Annotated in this window: 18 protein-coding genes; all 18 read right to left on the reverse strand. The window is 45.0% G+C overall.

The window, feature by feature from the left end; translation table 11 throughout:
* Positions 1-10: 10 nt before the first annotated feature.
* The 18 genes from L5M49_RS04330 to fliF all read right to left on the reverse strand — a co-directional run bounded on the left by L5M49_RS04330 (position 11) and on the right by fliF (position 18117).
* Entirely contained in the window at positions 11-724 is a 714-nt protein-coding gene (locus L5M49_RS04330; protein WP_028761175.1) for an RNA polymerase sigma factor FliA, read from the reverse strand.
* Positions 717-1598 carry a MinD/ParA family protein gene (locus L5M49_RS04335; RefSeq protein ID WP_006082389.1) on the reverse strand — a complete coding sequence of 294 codons (882 nt, stop codon included), beginning with the start codon at positions 1596-1598 and terminating at the stop codon, positions 717-719. Before L5M49_RS04335 ends, L5M49_RS04330 begins: the two co-directional genes overlap by 8 nt.
* 4 nt (positions 1599-1602) lie before the next feature.
* Positions 1603-2985 carry a flagellar biosynthesis protein FlhF gene (flhF, locus tag L5M49_RS04340; protein WP_263265527.1) on the reverse strand — a complete coding sequence of 461 codons (1383 nt, stop codon included), beginning with the start codon at positions 2983-2985 and terminating at the stop codon, positions 1603-1605.
* A gap of 11 nt (positions 2986-2996) precedes the next feature.
* Positions 2997-5096, reverse strand: coding sequence for a flagellar biosynthesis protein FlhA (flhA, locus tag L5M49_RS04345; RefSeq protein WP_263265528.1), 2100 nt, complete (start codon positions 5094-5096; stop codon positions 2997-2999).
* A gap of 179 nt (positions 5097-5275) precedes the next feature.
* The gene (gene flhB, locus L5M49_RS04350; protein ID WP_131523091.1) at positions 5276-6406 is read right to left on the reverse strand and encodes a flagellar biosynthesis protein FlhB; all 1131 of its coding nucleotides are present in this window, start codon (positions 6404-6406) and stop codon (positions 5276-5278) included.
* An 18-nt stretch (positions 6407-6424) separates the two neighbouring features.
* Positions 6425-7222: a flagellar biosynthetic protein FliR gene (fliR, locus tag L5M49_RS04355; protein ID WP_263181637.1), complete on the reverse strand. Its 798-nt coding sequence runs from the start codon at positions 7220-7222 to the stop codon at positions 6425-6427.
* A 4-nt stretch (positions 7223-7226) separates the two neighbouring features.
* Complete coding sequence (gene fliQ, locus L5M49_RS04360) at positions 7227-7496, reverse strand: flagellar biosynthesis protein FliQ (RefSeq protein WP_012587225.1); 270 nt, start codon at positions 7494-7496, stop codon at positions 7227-7229.
* 18 nt (positions 7497-7514) lie between these two features.
* Positions 7515-8261, reverse strand: a complete 747-nt coding sequence (fliP, locus tag L5M49_RS04365; protein WP_263181638.1) for a flagellar type III secretion system pore protein FliP — start codon at positions 8259-8261, stop codon at positions 7515-7517.
* Positions 8258-8686: a flagellar biosynthetic protein FliO gene (gene fliO, locus L5M49_RS04370; RefSeq protein ID WP_105251944.1), complete on the reverse strand. Its 429-nt coding sequence runs from the start codon at positions 8684-8686 to the stop codon at positions 8258-8260. Before fliO ends, fliP begins: the two co-directional genes overlap by 4 nt.
* A gap of 30 nt (positions 8687-8716) precedes the next feature.
* Positions 8717-9097, reverse strand: coding sequence for a flagellar motor switch protein FliN (gene fliN / locus L5M49_RS04375; RefSeq protein WP_028761182.1), 381 nt, complete (start codon positions 9095-9097; stop codon positions 8717-8719).
* An 11-nt stretch (positions 9098-9108) separates the two neighbouring features.
* A complete protein-coding gene (gene fliM / locus L5M49_RS04380) occupies positions 9109-10137 on the reverse strand; it encodes a flagellar motor switch protein FliM (protein WP_105251943.1) in 1029 nt (342 codons plus the stop codon).
* 39 nt (positions 10138-10176) lie between these two features.
* Positions 10177-10704: a flagellar basal body-associated protein FliL gene (gene fliL / locus L5M49_RS04385; protein ID WP_028761184.1), complete on the reverse strand. Its 528-nt coding sequence runs from the start codon at positions 10702-10704 to the stop codon at positions 10177-10179.
* 84 nt (positions 10705-10788) lie between these two features.
* Entirely contained in the window at positions 10789-12384 is a 1596-nt protein-coding gene (locus L5M49_RS04390; protein WP_263265529.1) for a flagellar hook-length control protein FliK, read from the reverse strand.
* A gap of 241 nt (positions 12385-12625) precedes the next feature.
* Positions 12626-13072, reverse strand: coding sequence for a flagellar export protein FliJ (gene fliJ / locus L5M49_RS04395; RefSeq protein ID WP_028761186.1), 447 nt, complete (start codon positions 13070-13072; stop codon positions 12626-12628).
* A gap of 29 nt (positions 13073-13101) precedes the next feature.
* Positions 13102-14439, reverse strand: coding sequence for a flagellar protein export ATPase FliI (gene fliI / locus L5M49_RS04400; RefSeq protein ID WP_263265530.1), 1338 nt, complete (start codon positions 14437-14439; stop codon positions 13102-13104).
* A complete protein-coding gene (gene fliH / locus L5M49_RS04405; RefSeq protein WP_263207743.1) occupies positions 14408-15403 on the reverse strand; it encodes a flagellar assembly protein FliH in 996 nt (331 codons plus the stop codon). Before fliH ends, fliI begins: the two co-directional genes overlap by 32 nt.
* On the reverse strand, positions 15390-16442 hold the full coding sequence (fliG, locus tag L5M49_RS04410) for a flagellar motor switch protein FliG (protein ID WP_028761189.1): 1053 nt from the start codon (positions 16440-16442) through the stop codon (positions 15390-15392). The genes fliH and fliG overlap by 14 nt, the downstream gene beginning before the upstream one ends.
* Positions 16435-18117: a flagellar basal-body MS-ring/collar protein FliF gene (gene fliF / locus L5M49_RS04415; RefSeq protein WP_263139440.1), complete on the reverse strand. Its 1683-nt coding sequence runs from the start codon at positions 18115-18117 to the stop codon at positions 16435-16437. The genes fliG and fliF overlap by 8 nt, the downstream gene beginning before the upstream one ends.
* Positions 18118-18127 lie beyond the last annotated feature (10 nt).

Raw genomic sequence — 18127 nt, forward strand, 5'->3', positions numbered from 1 at the left:
ATAATTATACTTATGTCCAGTGCTTGAGTTTAGCTTTCAATCGCAACATTGCCTGACTTAATATCTGGCTAACCCGCGATTCACTGACTTCAAGAATGGCGCCAATCTCTTTTAAATTCAATGCTTCATCGTAGTACAGGGATAACACTAATGCATCTCTTTCAGGCAATAATTTAATTGCCTCAACCAGAGCAGAATGAAATTGGTTCTCAGCTAATGCTTCAAATGAATCATCATCGGACCGATCACTCACTGTAAGTATATCCTGAGATACGCCTAAATCTTCTATCCCTATGATTTTTCCGACAGAAACATCGTTAAGAATATGATGGTACTCATCGAGCGTCATATCAAGTTTTTCTGCAATTTCTGTGTCGCGTGCATCACGGCCCAGTTCTTGCTCTAACTCATCAATAGCGTGTGCAACCTTACGATTGTTACGATGAACGGAACGAGGGACCCAGTCGCCACGACGAATTTCATCTAACATGGCTCCACGTATGCGTATGCCGGCGAAGGTTTCAAATTTCGCACCCTTGCCACCATCAAACTTGGATGATGCTTCTAGTAACCCCATCATCCCAGCTTGGAGTAAATCATCTAACTGCACAGATGCAGGTAGTCTGGCGAGTAAATGATGCGCAATTCTTTTAACCAACGGAGCATACTGTTCAACGATCGACGATTTATTGTCTAAACAAGTATACGCAGCGGCTTTATTCACTCGTTTTTTCCTCTTGAAAATCTGGTCGTTGTACTAAACGCTCAACGAAAAACTCCAAATGCCCACCAGGTTGCTGCGGCACAGGCCAGCTCAAAATTTTATTTGCCAATCCTTGATACGCAATCGCCGCTGGTGATTTAGGATAAGCTTCAACCACCAATTTTTGTTTACGAACAGATTTACGTAAGTTTTCGTCAAATGGAATCGTGGCGACTAATTCAAGTGCAACATCTAAAAATCTGTCGGTCACTTTACTGAGTTTAGCAAATAATTCCATACCTTCGCGTAAACTACGCACCATATTGGCAACTATTTTAAAACGGAACACACCATGCTCACGGCTGAGAATTTTAATCAGGGCGTAGGCATCGGTAATCGAAGTGGGTTCATCACAAACAACGACTAACACATCCTGCGAAGCACGTGAGAAACTGAGCACCATATCTGAGATCCCAGCCGCAGTATCTACGACTAGAATATCAAACTGAGTCCGCATCTCGCTAAATGCTCGGATTAATCCAGCATGTTGTGCAGGGCTTAATTCCACCATCCCCTGTGTTCCTGAGGTGGCTGGTACTATGCCTATCCCCTTTGGACCACGCACGATAATATCGTCAAGCTCTGCATCACCAGAGAGCACGTGAGAGAGGTTACGCTCGGCACGAATACCCAGCATGACGTCGACGTTTGCTAAGCCAAGGTCAGCGTCAAGTACCAAGACACGCTTGCCTTTTTCGGCTAATGCCACAGCAGTATTAATAGAAACGCTGGTTTTACCCACGCCTCCTTTGCCACCAGTGACCGCGATTACTTTCACTTTTTCGTTATAGGGTTGATTCATCATACGTAAACCACTTGCTTGATCCAGGGTCATAAATCTACTCAAATGCACAGGCCATATTATCTGACCACGCTGTGTCTTGTAATGATTGTTGTTCTGTACTATCTAACGCTGCGAGTGCCTGTTGGGCTAAATCTAGGGTATCCGCAACTTTCATATCTTCAGGAACTCTTTGTCCATCAGTAATATAACTTAATGGTAATCCGTTTTGGATCAACACACTTAATGCTCCTGCTAACGACACAGATTCATCGAGTTTTGTGAGAACGACACCAGATAGGGGAATGCGTTTAAAATGATTGACTGCATCTTGCAGCACACGGCGCTGCCCTGTCGCAGACAGTACCAGATAACTGCGGATAGGTATCCTGCTATTTGCAGTTAAATTATCAAGTTGCTGGTAAAGGCGCATATCTCGCTGTCCCATGCCAGCCGTATCTATCAATACTAGCTTGCGATTCCTAAACTGATAGAGAATTTGCTCTAATTCATTTAGATCATGAGCTTGCTTTACTGGGCAGCCCATTATTTTGCCATAAGTTGCTAATTGCTCATAGGCTCCGATGCGATAATGATCTGTGGTAATTAAAGCAACATGTTCAGCACCATGATGTGCCGCAAAACGGGCAGCAAGTTTAGCTAATGACGTTGTTTTACCAACCCCAGTAGGACCAACTAATGCAACCACCCCGCCCTGCTTAACAATGTCATCGCCCTGATTATCAAGCATATTAGCAAGACTTTGTGGTAATGCTCTGACTAATTCAGCTGGCGTATAATGCTGGCTCAGCGCGGATAATTTATTCGCAACCGCAGGGGAGAATTCAGCCTCAAGCAATTTCGCTTCGAGCATAGCACCGACGGGATCGATGCGTTTTTTATGTTCCGTCATCAAGGAGGATACTTGATGTGTCAATAAATTACGCAGTGATGCTAATTCATCACGCATAGCCTCAATATCAGCACTTTGTTTCTGTGATGTTTGTGGCTTTTTATCAAACGAGGAAGGCGCTTCACGACGTTCTGGTTTCACAGCAGTAGGGGCTTGTAAGCTCTTAGCCCATGCTGGTAACTCGGCATCAACTTGCTGATGTGACATTTGTTGATTCAAACGGCTTTGCTGCTTCTCAAGTAAGGCTTGTAATGAGTCTGCTGGTGCGGCTGGCTTAGCGCGAGTTTCTACACGAACTGGCTGCTTAGCACCTAAGGACACGAGATCGTCGCTCACGTCCATAAAGGTCGGTGCTGGCGCATTGGCTGCAGTTTTCGCTTTAGGTTCGTCATAGTCAACGGCAGCGACAATTTCGATGCCACCGTTCACTTTTTTATTTGACATAATGACGGCATCTGAGCCGAGTGTTTCTTTCACTTGGGCCAGTGCGGCGCGCATGTCTTTGGCAAAAAATCGTTTAATCTTCACTTATGCGTCCTCTACTGGCCGACTGCAGATACGATACGTATTTGCTTCTCATCAGGTATTTCTTGATATGAAATGACTCTGAGATTAGGAATAGTATGTTTAACAAAGCGTGACAGCGTCGCGCGTAACATACCTGACGTCAACAATATGGCGGGTTGTCCGACCATTTCTTGCTTCTGAGCCGCATCGGCAAGGGACTGCTGCATGCGTTCTGCAAGACCGGGTTCAATATTAGGACCATCACCACCGGTTGCTTGCATTGACTGATGCAACATCTGTTCCAACTCTGGCGCCAAAGTAATGACGGGGATTTCGAGCTCTGGGCCTGAGATTTCCTGAACTATCATACGTTTCAAAGCGATACGTACAGCGGCAGTCAAGACTTCAGTGTCATTGCTCTTAGTGCCATATTCTAACAAAGTTTGCACTATAGTACGCAAGTCTCTAACTGAAACCCCTTCATTTAATAGGTTCTGCATCACTTTTACGACATGTCCTAGTGGCATGATATCTGGAATAAAGCCATCAACCAGCTTAGGTGAGTGCTTCGCAAGCATATCCATCAGTTGTTGCACTTCTTCGTAACCTAACAACTTAGCAGCGTTATTTGTGAGTAATTGACTAATATGAGTTGCAACAACAGTGGCGGCATCGACGACGGTATAACCTAGTGTTTGTGCGTGCTCACGTAACTCAGGGGCGATCCATACAGCTTCCAGGCCAAAGGCGGGATCGCGCGTTTCGATACCATCGAGTTTGCCATAGACTTGACCAGGGTTGATCGCCAATTCGCAATCATGACGAATATCAGCCTCTCCGACGACGACGCCCATTAATGAAATGCGATACGCATTAGGTGATAAATCTAAGTTATCGCGAATATGCACCGCGGGCACTAAGAAGCCTAGTTCCTGAGACAACTTTTTACGCACGCCTTTAATGCGGCTTAGTAACTCGCCACCTTGGCCCTTGTCTACCAGAGGGATCAAACGATATCCGACCTCAAGACCAATAGTATCAACATGATGTACATCGTCCCAACCCAGCTCTTTAGGCTCTTTATCTTGTCTTTCTATAGGACCTGATTTCACTTGTTCTAGCGCTTTAAGACGTTTGTTTTCATTTCGTTTATAAACAAAATAAGCTGCACCAGCTGTCATAAAGGCAAAGCTTAAAAACGCCATGTGTGGCATACCAGGAACAATACCCATTACAAACAGGACTCCGGCGGCGATACCCAATGACTTATGACTGTCAAACATCTGACTCATCATCATTTGGCCCATATCACCTGACTCATTTTGACGGGTCACCATCAAGGCTGCGGCGATTGACAATAATAGACCAGGGATCTGTGCTACTAAACCATCACCGATAGTCAGTAAGGTATAAATTTCAACCGCTTCAGAGAAACTTAAGCCATGCTGCACAATCCCTATGATGAAACCACCTACGATATTGATCACTAAGATCATGATACCGGCAATCGCATCCCCTTTAACGAATTTGGACGCACCGTCCATCGCACCATAGAAATCGGCTTCACGGGTCACTTCGGCACGGCGTATTCTCGCTTGGTCTTGATTTAAGGTTCCAGCATTTAAGTCAGCATCAATTGCCATTTGCTTACCAGGCATAGCATCCAAGGTGAAGCGGGCGCTAACTTCAGCGATACGACCAGCACCTTTAGTCACCACCGAAAAGTTTATAATAATCAAAATGATAAACACCACTAGACCAACGGCATAGTTACCACCGATCACCACAGAACCGAAAGCTTCAATCACCTTACCCGCGGCATCACCGCCATTATGGCCCTCAAGTAAAACCACACGAGTAGAAGCAACGTTGAGCGCAAGGCGTAATAACGTCGCCACCAGTAACACGGTAGGGAAGGCAGCAAAATCTAAGGGTCTATCGGTATAAATAGCCACCAGTAATACGATGAGAGCTAACGCAATGTTGAATGAAAAGAGTATGTCTAATAGAAATGGAGGGATAGGTAAAACAATCATGGCCAATGCAGCAAGCACAACCACCGGCGTGCCAATGCCTTTAAAAGTGCTGAGCCTAATTTGTTTTACTTGACCAAGAGTCGCTTTAACATCCATTCGCTATAACCTAAACTTTGACGTGTAATAGCATGAAGCAAAAAACGCGCCAACAAGATTAAAGCCATTAATGAAGGAAAGATATGTACTGTGGCTGATTGATATACATAAAATTAGCCATAAAAAAATGAACTCGACATCATCAGCTTTACCAATGACTACCATCTGAGACTAGTGGTTCAATATTTCAATTCATCTGGTATAGGTTGATTAAGTGGGACAGGAATAGGTTTACGGCCACGTCCTTTTTGATATTGGCGCAGCTGGAATACATAAGCCAAAATCTGTGCGACAGCAGTAAACAAACCTTCAGGGATCTGCTGATCTAACTTAGTCGTATGGTAAATCGCCCTTGCAAGTGGTGGGGCCGAGACAATCGCAATATTGTGCGCGCGGGCAATCTCACGTATTTTAAAGGCCACATCATCAACACCTTTCGCTATCACAAAGGGAGCCGCAGAGCGCTGCACATCGTATTTAATCGCAACGGCAAAATGCTCAGGGTTCACGACAATCACATCGGCATTTGGCACTTCAGCCATCATACGCCTTTGTGCTAGTTCACGTTGCATCTGCCGTATATGCCCTTTCACCTCAGGTTTACCCTCAGTGTCTTTATATTCATCTTTTACTTCTTGTTTGGTCATCTTAAGTTGTTTGTTGTGATTCCAAATTTGGAACGGCACATCGATGACGACAATAAACAAAATCGAGGAACATAACAGGATAAACATCCAAACCAACAAATCTAATGCATGGTAAACATTACCAGGAAGATGGTCGCTAGACAGCAACATGATGTCATTGAAATAGAAGCTTAATAAAAAATAAGCAGAAAACGCTACTACCGAAAATTTTGCAATGCCTTTGGTGAGTTCAACCAGAGCCTGTACGCCAAACATGCGTTTAAAACCAGCAAGGGGACTCATTTTACTGGCTTTTGGCATCATAGCTTGGGTCGAAAAATTGATCCCTCCAAGAGAGACGTTACCGATAAACGCAACAACCACAATCAGTAGCATAATTTTAGCCATGGGCCAGGCTATTTCACTCGCAACAACACCCCACACGTTGAACATTTCATTAGTATCAAAAATTTGCGCCCTATCCATGGTAAATACAATTTCAAACACCCGAGTTAGGCTAATGGCCAAACTCGGGCCTAGCATATAAAACCCACATGCCGCCGAAATCAATACCGCTGCAGTCCCGAGTTCTTTCGAACGTGCAATCTGTCCTTTTTCCCGCGCCTGTTCTAGACGCCTCCCCGTGGGTTCCTCTGTACGTTCGCCACTTGATTCTTCAGCCATGGGCTTCTCCTAATCACATCATATCAAGCCATCAGCGTTACATTGGAGCGCTAACATATCGCAAAGCAGCACTTGAGCCGTCGACCATACTTCATCGAAGTGTGCCATTACCGGTGTTAGGGTTAACCACAGAATAAACAGTCCACCAATCATAGTGATCGGAAAACCAATAGAGAAAATATTCAATTGCGGCGCGGCGCGGGTCATGACCCCGAAGGACAAGTTGACTAATAACAAGGCGATAATCGCAGATATCGACATAGTGAGTGCCGCACCAAACATATACGACCCCCAATCAGCCAGCGATCGATAACTTGTCAGTGTTAAGCCTTGATTAGAAATCGGCAAAGTTTCAAAGCTCGCCACTAGCATACGGATCATCAAAAGATGGCCGTCCACAGCTAAGAAAATCAATGTCGCCAATAAAAGGAAAAAGTTACCAATAACGGGTGTTTGTTGGCCAGAACCGGGATCAACCATAGAGGCAAAGCCTAAACTAGTCTGCATACCAATGATCTGTCCGGTGAGCACAAAGACTTGCATCACCATTTGAGTCACAAATCCCATGGCAACACCGATAATAATTTGCTGCGCCGTGATGAACACTGCGCTTAACGAAAATAAATCCACATTTTTAGTTGGAGGAAGAACGGGTGCTATCGCAAAGGTAATTGCCATCGCCAATAATAAACGCACTCGAGTTGGTGTCGTTGCCGCCCCAAATACTACCATGACCATCAACATGCTCGCGACGCGAAACATTGGCCAAATATAAGCAGCAATGGTTTGCATTAAGGTATCGAGCAGCAGCTCCATCGCGTTAGCCTATCACTTGAGGAATGCGATTCACCATCTCGATGAAAAAGTCCATCAGGGTTTCAACTAACCAGTGCCCCATAAACATTAGGCCAAAAAGTGTCACTAACAAACGCGGAAGGAAACTTAAGGTCTGCTCGTTAATAGAAGTAGCCGCTTGAAACACAGCAACAATTAACCCAATTCCCAGCCCAGGCAACACAATAGCAGACACCATCATGACGATAACAGCGAGAGCTTCACGAAAAATATCAATTAGCGCCTCAGGACTCATGTGTTTACTCTCCCTTGGCTATCCGAAACTATTCGCTAATGTCCCGAGGACTAAGCTCCAACCATCTACGAGCACAAACAACATGATCTTAAACGGCAGCGACACTATCATGGGAGATAACATCATCATACCCATAGCCATCAAGATACTCGCCACCACTAAATCGAGTACTAAAAAAGGCACAAATAGCATAAAGCCAATCTGAAATGCGGTTTTTAACTCACTGGTAATGAAAGCGGGCACTAACACACTCATGGGTGCTTCTTCGGGAGACTTAATATCCTTATAGCCAGAAATCTCAATAAAGGTCTTTAAATCCGTCGTTCTTACTTGGCCCAACATAAAGCCTCTCAGCGGCTCTTTCCCTTTATCAAACGCTTGCTGCAAGGTTAATTGCTCATCGATATAAGGCTTCACCCCTTCATCATAAATCCGGTCGAATACCGGTGCCATGATAAAAAAAGTCATGAACAAACTCATGCCAATTAAGACTTGATTAGATGGAGTCTGTTGTAATCCAATGGCTTGGCGTAATATCGACAGGACAATGATAATCCGCGTGAAAGAGGTCAACATGATGAGCATCGCAGGTAAAAAACTCAGCGATGTCATCAGCAGTAAAATCTGCATTGTGACCGAATATTCCGTTGAGCCGTCTGGCGCCGTTGTTACTGTTACAGCAGGTAAGACGCCATCTGCGGCCCATGCTGACGGCATCAATAGCAGCATAACGAACCCAACTAACGCGAGGATACGTGTTGTCATTGTTTTAATTTCGCCTGGCGTAATCGACTCGCAAACGAATCAGCTTCTAGATGGATAGGTTCAGCTAACTTATCAATCAAACTCACCTGCTGCGAGCTAACCCCAAGTAAATATTGTTGTTCTCCCACCTGAACCAAGACTAAACGCTCTTTTTGACCGAGGGAAGTCACAGCAATAGTCTTTAGCACGCCATTGGTCGTGGGGACTAAATTAAACCTTCTCAGTAAATAAGCTAACGCGAAAATTAATAATAAAACCAGAATCAAGCCGCCTAACATACTTGCTAAGGTCGCAACTTGAGAAGGTTCTGCCATTTTTGTAGCAGCAGGCGCTATTGAAGCAATATTAGCTGCGCCTTCCCCACCGAGGCTATCGGCGCTCGCTTGAACCGCTACCACTAAACTCTGTATTACCGATGTGCTCATTTAAAGTTCCAACGACTTTTACATCTCGAATTATTTAAGCTTTTTAATTCGCTCAGTTTGACTGATCACATCCGTTAAGCGAATACCGAATTTATCGTTTACCACCACCACTTCACCGTGAGCGATAAGCGTGCCATTGACCATCACATCTAACGGTTCACCTGCGACTCTATCTAACTCAACCACAGAACCTTGGTTAAGTTGTAATAAGTTTCGAATACTAATATAGCTACGGCCCACTTCCATCGAAATGGTGACAGGAATATCTAAAATTGTATCTAACTTAGCCGCTTCAGCCTTAGAAATAGGTCTTGAATCATCAACCAGCTCATCGAGTTCAATTGCGTTGGCTTCTTCTAACGCTTGTTCTGCCATTGCTGCAGCCCAATCATCCGTATCGTCTGTGCTCATCTTACTTCACCTTATAATTCTGATATATCACGAGATTTACCCTTACGCGTCACCAATTGCAGCTCAGATTTAACTGTCTCTGGCCGAGGGATTTTCTCACATATTTTAAGCGCTAGGTTATCTCTAGAACGGCCCATTTTACAACGATATGTCGGTAAATCCTCGATTTTCATCATGATAAACTCGGGTAACTCAATCGGAATAATATCGCCCGCTTTAAAATTCATGACCTCTTTGAGCGTTAATTCATGTTCAACAATATTGGCATCGAACCCGACCTTCACATCCATGATTTCATCGTGTAATGCCTGTGACCAACGCATATCAGTATCTTGCTTGTCACTTTGCACCCCCGCATCGAGTAACTCTCGGATAGGTTCAATCATGGAGTAAGGCATAGTGATATGAAAATCACCACCGCCTCCATCGACTTCAATATGGAATGAATTAATCACCACAACTTCGGTAGGACTAACAATGTTCGCCATGGCGGGATTGACTTCAGAGTCCAAATAATCAAACTCAACATCCATTACGGGCGCCCAAGCATCTTTATAATCTTCAAATATAATCTTAAGCAGTAACTGCACAATTCGTCTTTCTGTCGGCGTAAATTCTCGCCCTTCAATCTTGGCATGGAAACGCCCATCGCCACCAAAGAAGTTATCCACCAGGATAAATACCAGTCGCGCTTCCATGGTGATCAATGCTGTGCCTTTGAGTGGGCTAAAACGCACCATATTCAAGCTAGTAGGAACAAAAAGCGTATGTACGTACTCACCAAACTTGAGCATCTGTACACCGTTGATCGACACTTCGGCCGCTCGGCGCATCATATTAAACATGCTGATGCGCAAATGGCGCGCAAAACGCTCATTCACGATTTCCAGCGTCGGCATACGCCCACGAACTATTCGATCTTGGGAAGAGAAATCGTAGGAACGGGCATCTTCTCCAACAGCGTCAATTTCGTCATCATCGACGTCATCAACCCCGTGCAATAGCGCATCAATTTCGTCTTGGCTTAATAAATCACTCACTATATTGCCTTCGCCTCTTTTGGTGCTGAAGTTAAAGGGTTATTGCATTACAAAACCGGTAAATAGTACTTTCTCGACAACCTTACGCCCAGTTACTGACTGTAGAGTATTTTGCACACTCAAAAGTGCTAACTGCCGTAACTCATCTTTCCCCGCTTGCGTGCTGAGCTTTTGCACATCTGCACCACTAAAGGTCGTTAAAAGCGCATCTTCAATCAGCGGAATATGTTTTTGTGTTAGCACATCATCATCGGTACCACGCACCATAAGCTGCACTTTAATCTCAACTAAACGAGCCCTATCAGGCCCTGGTAAGTTGAATAAAAAAGGACGTGGCATAGGCACGTATGATGCGGTAGCTACTTCTCCTGATGCAGGTACTTCAGCCTGAACAGCACTATCTGCTGCTACGGCGGGAACCTCTTCGGTACTGCTTCCCATAAAGAACCAGACACCGCCACCGATTAACAGCGCGACTAAAACGCCCACACCAGCAAAAATAAATAGTTTCTTCTTACTCTTAGGCTCTTCAGTACTTTCAAGTTCTAACGATTCTTCCTTAGCCATCACTATTCTCTTTAATTTAGGCGGAAACTCATTACAGTTTTATTTGAAACGTAATTATGTCAGTCATTGCTATAGGTTACCTGCTTAAGCATAATAATCTATACCTGAAGTTACACTAATCGCTTGATTTAAACCTAAATGTAACTCTTCTGCCGAGATTTCATCCATATCAGCCGCATTTGAACTGCCGCCATCACCGAAACTACCTTCCCGACGCTCACCTTGATCGCCTTGAGAAACATGGCTGTCAGCCAACTGCATCCCTTGCTCTTGCAATAACTCCCGTAATCTTGGCATAGCTTGTTCAACCAGATCGCGCGTTTGCGGTTGAGTAACATGAAACTGTACTTGGGTTTGGTCGCCATGCACTTGGATCTTTACCAACATATGCCCAAGTTCAGGTGGATCGAGCCGGATTTCCGCATGTTGGATGCCTTGACTCACCATAGTAATCAATTGCTGCTTCATCACAGGTGAAAATCGTTGGATCATCTCCTGCATTTGGTTTTGCTGTTCTACTCCTTGACGCAATGACAGCTGAACTTGCATGGTTTCTTGGCGATTTAATTGTGACATCGAGAGTGTCTGTATGGATGATGTCGACTTAAGTTCTGAGAAAGTATTACTATCATCCATAAAACTTTCGTCTCTGGGAATATCCATCGCAACCGTTAATTTAGCATCTTTCAGTAATAGGTTAGCAGCCAAATCGGAATTGGGACTCCCATCAAGATCACTTTCTGTTACAGATGTTGTATCTAATGGTTCAGATGAAGTTGAAGAGCCTAAGGTATTCAGGTCGAAAGTATTTCCCGAGGTCGCGATATTAGCCGTATTGGGACTATTCACTGTCGAGCTACTAGTCGTTGCTTTTGCCGCAGTGTTGGTTGCCGACTTTATCGTTGCACTGTTCGCTAAGCCCGCTTGATTAATCACAGCATTAAGTGTGACCTCATTCTCAACTAAAGACTCATCTATACTCACCCCGACTTCAGTGGCAGAGACAAGCTCAGTGTCTTCTAAAGGTAATTCTGAAGCGTCATCGGTCAAATTTGGATCAATCACAGCATCACTATCCGCTGACACTTCAAGTATATTTGGGTCTATGGGGAGAATTTGTACGAGTGACTTATCAGTCAAAGATGATGGTTTCACATCATCTGCGATTAAAATTGCTGCCATATCTGGGCTAGTAGAAACTAACTTTTGTAATTCAGCAGAAAAACCCGCTTCATCGGCATCTATATCTGATGCCAGTTCAATCTCAGCAGAAACAGTAGATGCCAATGCTGAGCCGGTTAATAAAGCTGATGAAGTATCAATATTTTCTTCACCAGTTATATCTTCTTCAGCATTTAAAAATGCTAGCGGCAAACTATCTCCATCCGATGCCGTTTTCTTCATATCATTTGCCATGCTAATTTGGGCAAAAATGAGATTTACGTCGGCGTCATCAGTTGATATATCGTCATCTTTTACTTTATCAGCAGAGGTAACCTGCACAGTATCATCAGTGTTAGCAATGGTTTTTTTAGACGCAGAAATAGAAAATGAGCTAGCAGTGACTGACGCAAGTGTAGATGAAAAGTCTTCATTATTAGACTCTTGGGAAGATGTCTTAGCGGAATTGGCCGCAGAGTTGCCTGTTTTACTTAACAGGATATTGGTCATTTGTTGCATAAGTGCTCCCAAACATCACCCAGCAAAAAAAGAAATGGCTAGGTAGAAACGTCAATTAAACACTGCGGTTGCAGGGTCATGGACTAAATCAAAGCAAATAAGATGCCAAAACATCAGATTTTACGACAGCATATCGAAAAGAATTAACACTGAGAGGTGCCGAATTGATGCTTATGCCATCAATACAAAAAAACTAAAGAGCCTATCCGGCTAGCGAGCAGTAAAGATGCCTATTATTTCACTAACGTTGATGACGGCGATAAAATTGCTGGGAAGCAAATTCATCGGTCATTTTTTGCTCCCTTTTTTGTTCAACCACTTGACGCTTCTTCTCTTTACTGGCTAAGAGTAATTCTACTGCCTTACGTTTTTTTTGCTTTTCCAACCAATGTTGTTGTCGATATTCTTTTTGCTTTTCACCGTCGGCTACGACGCGATTTTGCTGGATAATAGCGTCATCGATCTGACGAATAAAACGGTGAAACTGGTGATAGTGACTAGCACTGATGGCTTGACCTTGCTGGGATTGCATTTGCTTCATGTATTCTAAGCGATAGTTATTCAGAGCACTGAGTTGATTCAACCGTTTTTGACACTCTAACTGCGCCGATTTTAACAATAAAGCCGCTTGTTCTTCGGCATCATTGGCAAGCTTTAACACTAACAACAAGGGATCGGCGTTAGCCATACTAGACCTCGATTAATTCGATGACGCCATTATTTGCACTGTGCAGCAAGTTGCCCAAGCATGACTTGGCTATCGGCAAAGCTAAATGCATCACGCATGGTTTGTCGCAAAAAAGCATTCATTGCTGGCTGCAGTCGTATCGCATTATCAATGCGAGGATCGCTTCCTTGGGCATAGGCCCCAATAGAAATCAAATCTCGATTTTGCTGATACAAAGAATAGGTTTGTTTCACGCGGCGCATCGCCTCCAAATGTTCATTGGAGATCACCATAGGCGCGACTCGGCTAATAGAAGCTTCAATATCAATTGCAGGATAGTGCCCCGAATCCGCAAGCGAACGTGACAAGACAATGTGACCATCGAGGATCGCCCGCGAAGCATCGGCAATGGGATCCTGTTGATCGTCTCCTTCCGTCAACACAGTATAAAATGCCGTAATTGAACCTTGCCCAGGGCCACCGTTTCCGGCGCGCTCAACTAAACGTGGCAATTTTGCAAACACAGAAGGCGGGTAACCTTTAGTCGCAGGCGGTTCACCCACAGCCAAAGCAATTTCCCGCTGCGCTTGGGCGTAGCGCGTTAAACTGTCCATAAGCAATAAAACGTTATAGCCTAAATCGCGGAAGTATTCGGCAATACGAGTCGAGGTTTCACAGGCGCGAAGGCGCATCAGAGGCGATGTATCCGCAGGCGCAGCAACAACGACTGAACGCGCTCGACCTTTCTCACCAAGAATTTCCTCAATAAACTCTTTCACTTCCCGGCCACGCTCACCCACTAGCCCAACCACAATAATGTCGGCGGTAGTACCGCGAGTCATCATACCTAAGAGCACACTCTTACCTACACCTGAGCCCGCAAACAAGCCCATACGTTGGCCTTTGCCCACAGTCAGCATAGCGTTGATAGCGCGAACGCCAACGTCCAGCGGTTCAGTAATGGCACGGCGAGATAAGGGATTAATGGCAGCGCTATGTCTTGGCGCTTGTTGGTCGGTTTGCAACGCGCCTAAACCATCTAAAGGCACGCCGTTACCATCAAGTACGCGTCCTAGCAGGGATAAACCAACATTGAGTCCAGTTTGTTCCCCCAAAGGCACAACCCGCGCACCGGGCAATACACCACGTAATTCTTCAATGGGCATTAAATATAATAGTTCGCCATCAAAGCCGACAACTTCTGCAATTAACTCGCCCACCATGGTTTCGATCGAACATAAGCTGCCCACAGGCGCACGGCAACCGCTCGCCTCTAAGGTTAAGCCAACAACACGCACGAGTTGACCACTGGCCACAGCTCGAAATGGCGGCACTTTATCCTGATGGTGATTCAGCCTATTCAGCAATTGGTGTTGACGATTTTGCATCTGATTTTGCCTCTAATTGCTCACCTGTGTTTGAGGCAGATTGTATATCCTCAGCATGTTGAGAAACCGTATCGACAACCTGATCATCAAGCTCAGATCCCACAGCCTCAGAAGCCGCAACGTGTTTAGCGGTATCTTCAACCTCTATAGCCTCTTGCAATTGACGCTGCTTGTCACTTAAGTGAGCATGTTGGTTCCGTAAGGACTCAAACACAGCATCGATACGCGATGCGAGGGTCAAATCGACTAAAGAACGATGACTACTGAGAATACAGTCACCTGGGCTTAAGGAAGGGTCAACTTCAAGTTCCCACTTACTGCGGGTCAATTGAGCGCTGGAATAAAGTTGTTCGACTAAAATAACATCGTCAGGATGCAAGCGGATTGTGACCGTTTGTTCTTTTATCGGCAGCGATTCTATACCTAAGCGCAATGCCGAAAGCACTTGTTCTGGATGAGTTTTTAATTCGTGGCCAATGACAGATTTCGCTAATGTCATACTCAGGTTCAGTAGCGAAAGTTCAATATCGCCATCGAGCAATTGCAATGGTTTTTCAAATTGGGCTAATAAGGTTTCAAAACGCGAGAGCAATATTTTTGCTTGGGCTAAACCGGTTTCTAATCCTTGCTCATGCCCTTGGGCGAGCCCTTCAGTATGGCCCTGCTCTAACCCTTCTAAACGCCCTTTTTCTAGCCCTTGCTCATACCCTTGCTGCTTACCTTCGCTAAAGCCTTCTTCTTCGGCTTGGGCTCGAATGTCTTCAATCTCAGCCATAGTCGGTGGAGAAACACTTTCCACTGTAGTCGACTTAGCGGCTTGATGATTCGAATGGCCGAACAGATTTGAGATAGAATCATCATCGGCTTCAGTCACATCTGGCAGTGCCCAGTGACTAAATTCGACATCTCCTTCGCTCAAGACCTTATTCTGCAATTTATTATCGCTCGGATTAGAGGAACTCATCGCCACCACCGCCGCCTAACATGATTTCGCCGCTGTCACTTAAGCGACGAGCAATAGACAGGATTTCTTTTTGGGCGACTTCCACTTCACTGATGCGGATTGGGCCCATGGCTTCAAGATCATCACGCAATAATTCAGCGGCACGTTTTGACATGTTACCCAAGATTTTTTCTTTCAGCTGATCATCTGTGCCTTTAAGCGCCTTCATCAGTACATCTTGCTGCACTTCACGCAACAGGGCTTGAATACCGCGGTCATCGACATCAATTAAGTTTTCAAATACAAACATCAAATCTTGGATTTGCTGCGCCATTTCTTCATCAGACTCGCGCATGGTTTCCATCAACTGGCTTTCGATACCCGTGTCTAAGTAGTTCATTATGTTGGCAGCCGCTTTTAAGCCACCCATTTTCGCGGCCTGAGCGCCACCTTGACCGGCAAACTGTTTCTCCATGATGTCGTTCAACTCTTGCAGTGCAGCGGGCTGCACTTCTTCAAGATTTGCAATACGCATCATCAAGTCTAAGCGGGTATTCTCAGGGAATTGACCAAAAATTTCCGCCGCTTGATCGGGTTCTAGATAAGACAAAACAATGGTTTGGATCTGTGGATGTTCGTTTTGAATAATGGTCGCCACTTGGCGTGCATCCATCCACTTCAACGAGTCCAAACCTTTAGCGCCACTGCCCATGATAATCTGTTCAATCAGATTACCCGCTTTATCTTCACCCAGCGCAGCGGTTAAGGCTTTACGGACGAACTCTTCGCTGTTGAAACCAATTGAAGAATACTTTTGAATGTCATCAAGAAACAGCTTATGTACCCCGATAACTTTTTCCTGACCAAACTCATCCATTGCCGCCATGGCCATACCCACTTTTTGCACTTGCTTCGGCTCTAAGTGTTTTAAAATGGATGCAGCATCAGCCTCACTCAAACTGAGGAGTAAAATAGCGGTCTTTTCAACGCCACTAATATCTTTGATATTAAAGGCAGGTGCGGCCGCAGGAGCCACTTCTTTCGTTTTATTCTCAGCCATTGTCTTGTAACCAGTTTTTCACGACTTGAGTAGAGAGCTCAGGCTCATTCGCCACGAGCGCACGGATAGCTTTAATCATATCATCATCTTTGTGAAGATTAGGGATATGAATTGAGCCATCGTCAGCATAACTGTATTCCGCCTCTTGAGTATTGAGCATCCCTAGCGTATCAGCCGCATATTGGTCCTCAATTTCTGCTAATTCATTACCTAATCTGCCATCCTCAGGCATATTCACACTGTCAGGATAGATCAAGCGTTTCAGCATAGGACGTACCACAGCTAGAATCAGCACCAAAATCACTAGCGCACCAATCCCAAGCTTAATCGCACGCCAAAACCAAGGTTGCTCCCAAAGTTCAGGTGCGGGTAAATCTTCAACCAATTGATCCATAAAGGGAACGGTTACCACTTCCAGCACATCACCCCGTTGTGAACTAAAACCAACCGCGCCTTCAAGCAAACGACGGATATTAGTCAGTTCTTGTTCGGTACGGGCAACACGGGCTACTTGACCATTTTCTCCAGCGGCACCAGGTTTAAAGTCCACCGCGACTGACACACTAATACGGCGCACTGCACCAACTTGCTGGCGGGTATGGCTAATGGTGGTATCTAATTCAAAGTTACGGGTCGCTTCGCGGTGCGAATTACCTGCGGTGACAGACTCGGTCGCTTTAGTCGCATCTTCTGGAATATTTGACTCCATTGGCGGTTGATTGGATAACGCGCCAGGGATCCCACCAGAAGAGCCGCCAGTGGTGTTATTTTCAACGGTCATTTCACTGCGCAGTGCTGGTAAATCAGGGTTAAAACGCTTTGATGTTTGCTCAACAGCAGTAAAATCCATACTGACGTCGACTTGAGAGGTAAAATTATCAGGACCTAGAATTGGCACCAGAATCGATTCAATCTTAGTGCGATATTCAGCTTCTTTTTGCTGTACTAATTCAAGTTCACGGCGAGCCGTCGCAGACGCGCCATCTTGGCTGCCTGAGTTCAATAAACGGCCGTTAGAATCAGTTACCGTCACCCTTGATGGTTCTAAACCTTGTACTGCAGAAGCAACAATATCGACGATAGCATCGACTTCACCTTGACCTAAGCCACCGCGACGGGTATTGATCACCACAGTTGCACTCGGTTTAGAGGCATTGCGGGCGAAGACGTTTTCTTTAGGTAACGCAAGAATGACTTTGGCACGGCTGACACTTTGTAGTTGCTCAATCGCACGGGCGAGGTTTTCTTCTTGGCTATGCTTAAGACGAGCTTGTTCCATGCGTTGGCTGACACCAAAGCCACTGTCTTTATTCAAAAAATCTTGGTTGGCTGCAGGACTGTCGATACCAGCACGGCTCAACATCATTTTGACTTCTTGATATTTATCTTCAGGAACTTTAATAACGTCCACGTCGATTTGGTACTTAACTTTATTTTTATCAAGTACATCTAGCACTTGAACCATTTCCTGAGTTTCCATTTTACCCAATGGACGATACTCTGGCTCCTGCGCCCACAGCATGACAAATACCGCCAAGGCTAAACAAATCGCTAAGGCTAAAATCATAGTCACTTGGCGCATCATATCGACACCACCAAGATTTCCCATCATTCCTGACTTATGTTCTTGCTGGACACCTTGGTCAGCTAAACCGGAATTGGATCCGACAATCATTTCTGTACTC

Origin of the sequence: Shewanella sp. SM74 (assembly GCF_025653725.1) — a bacterium.
Classification (GTDB): Bacteria; Pseudomonadota; Gammaproteobacteria; order Enterobacterales; family Shewanellaceae; genus Shewanella; species Shewanella oncorhynchi.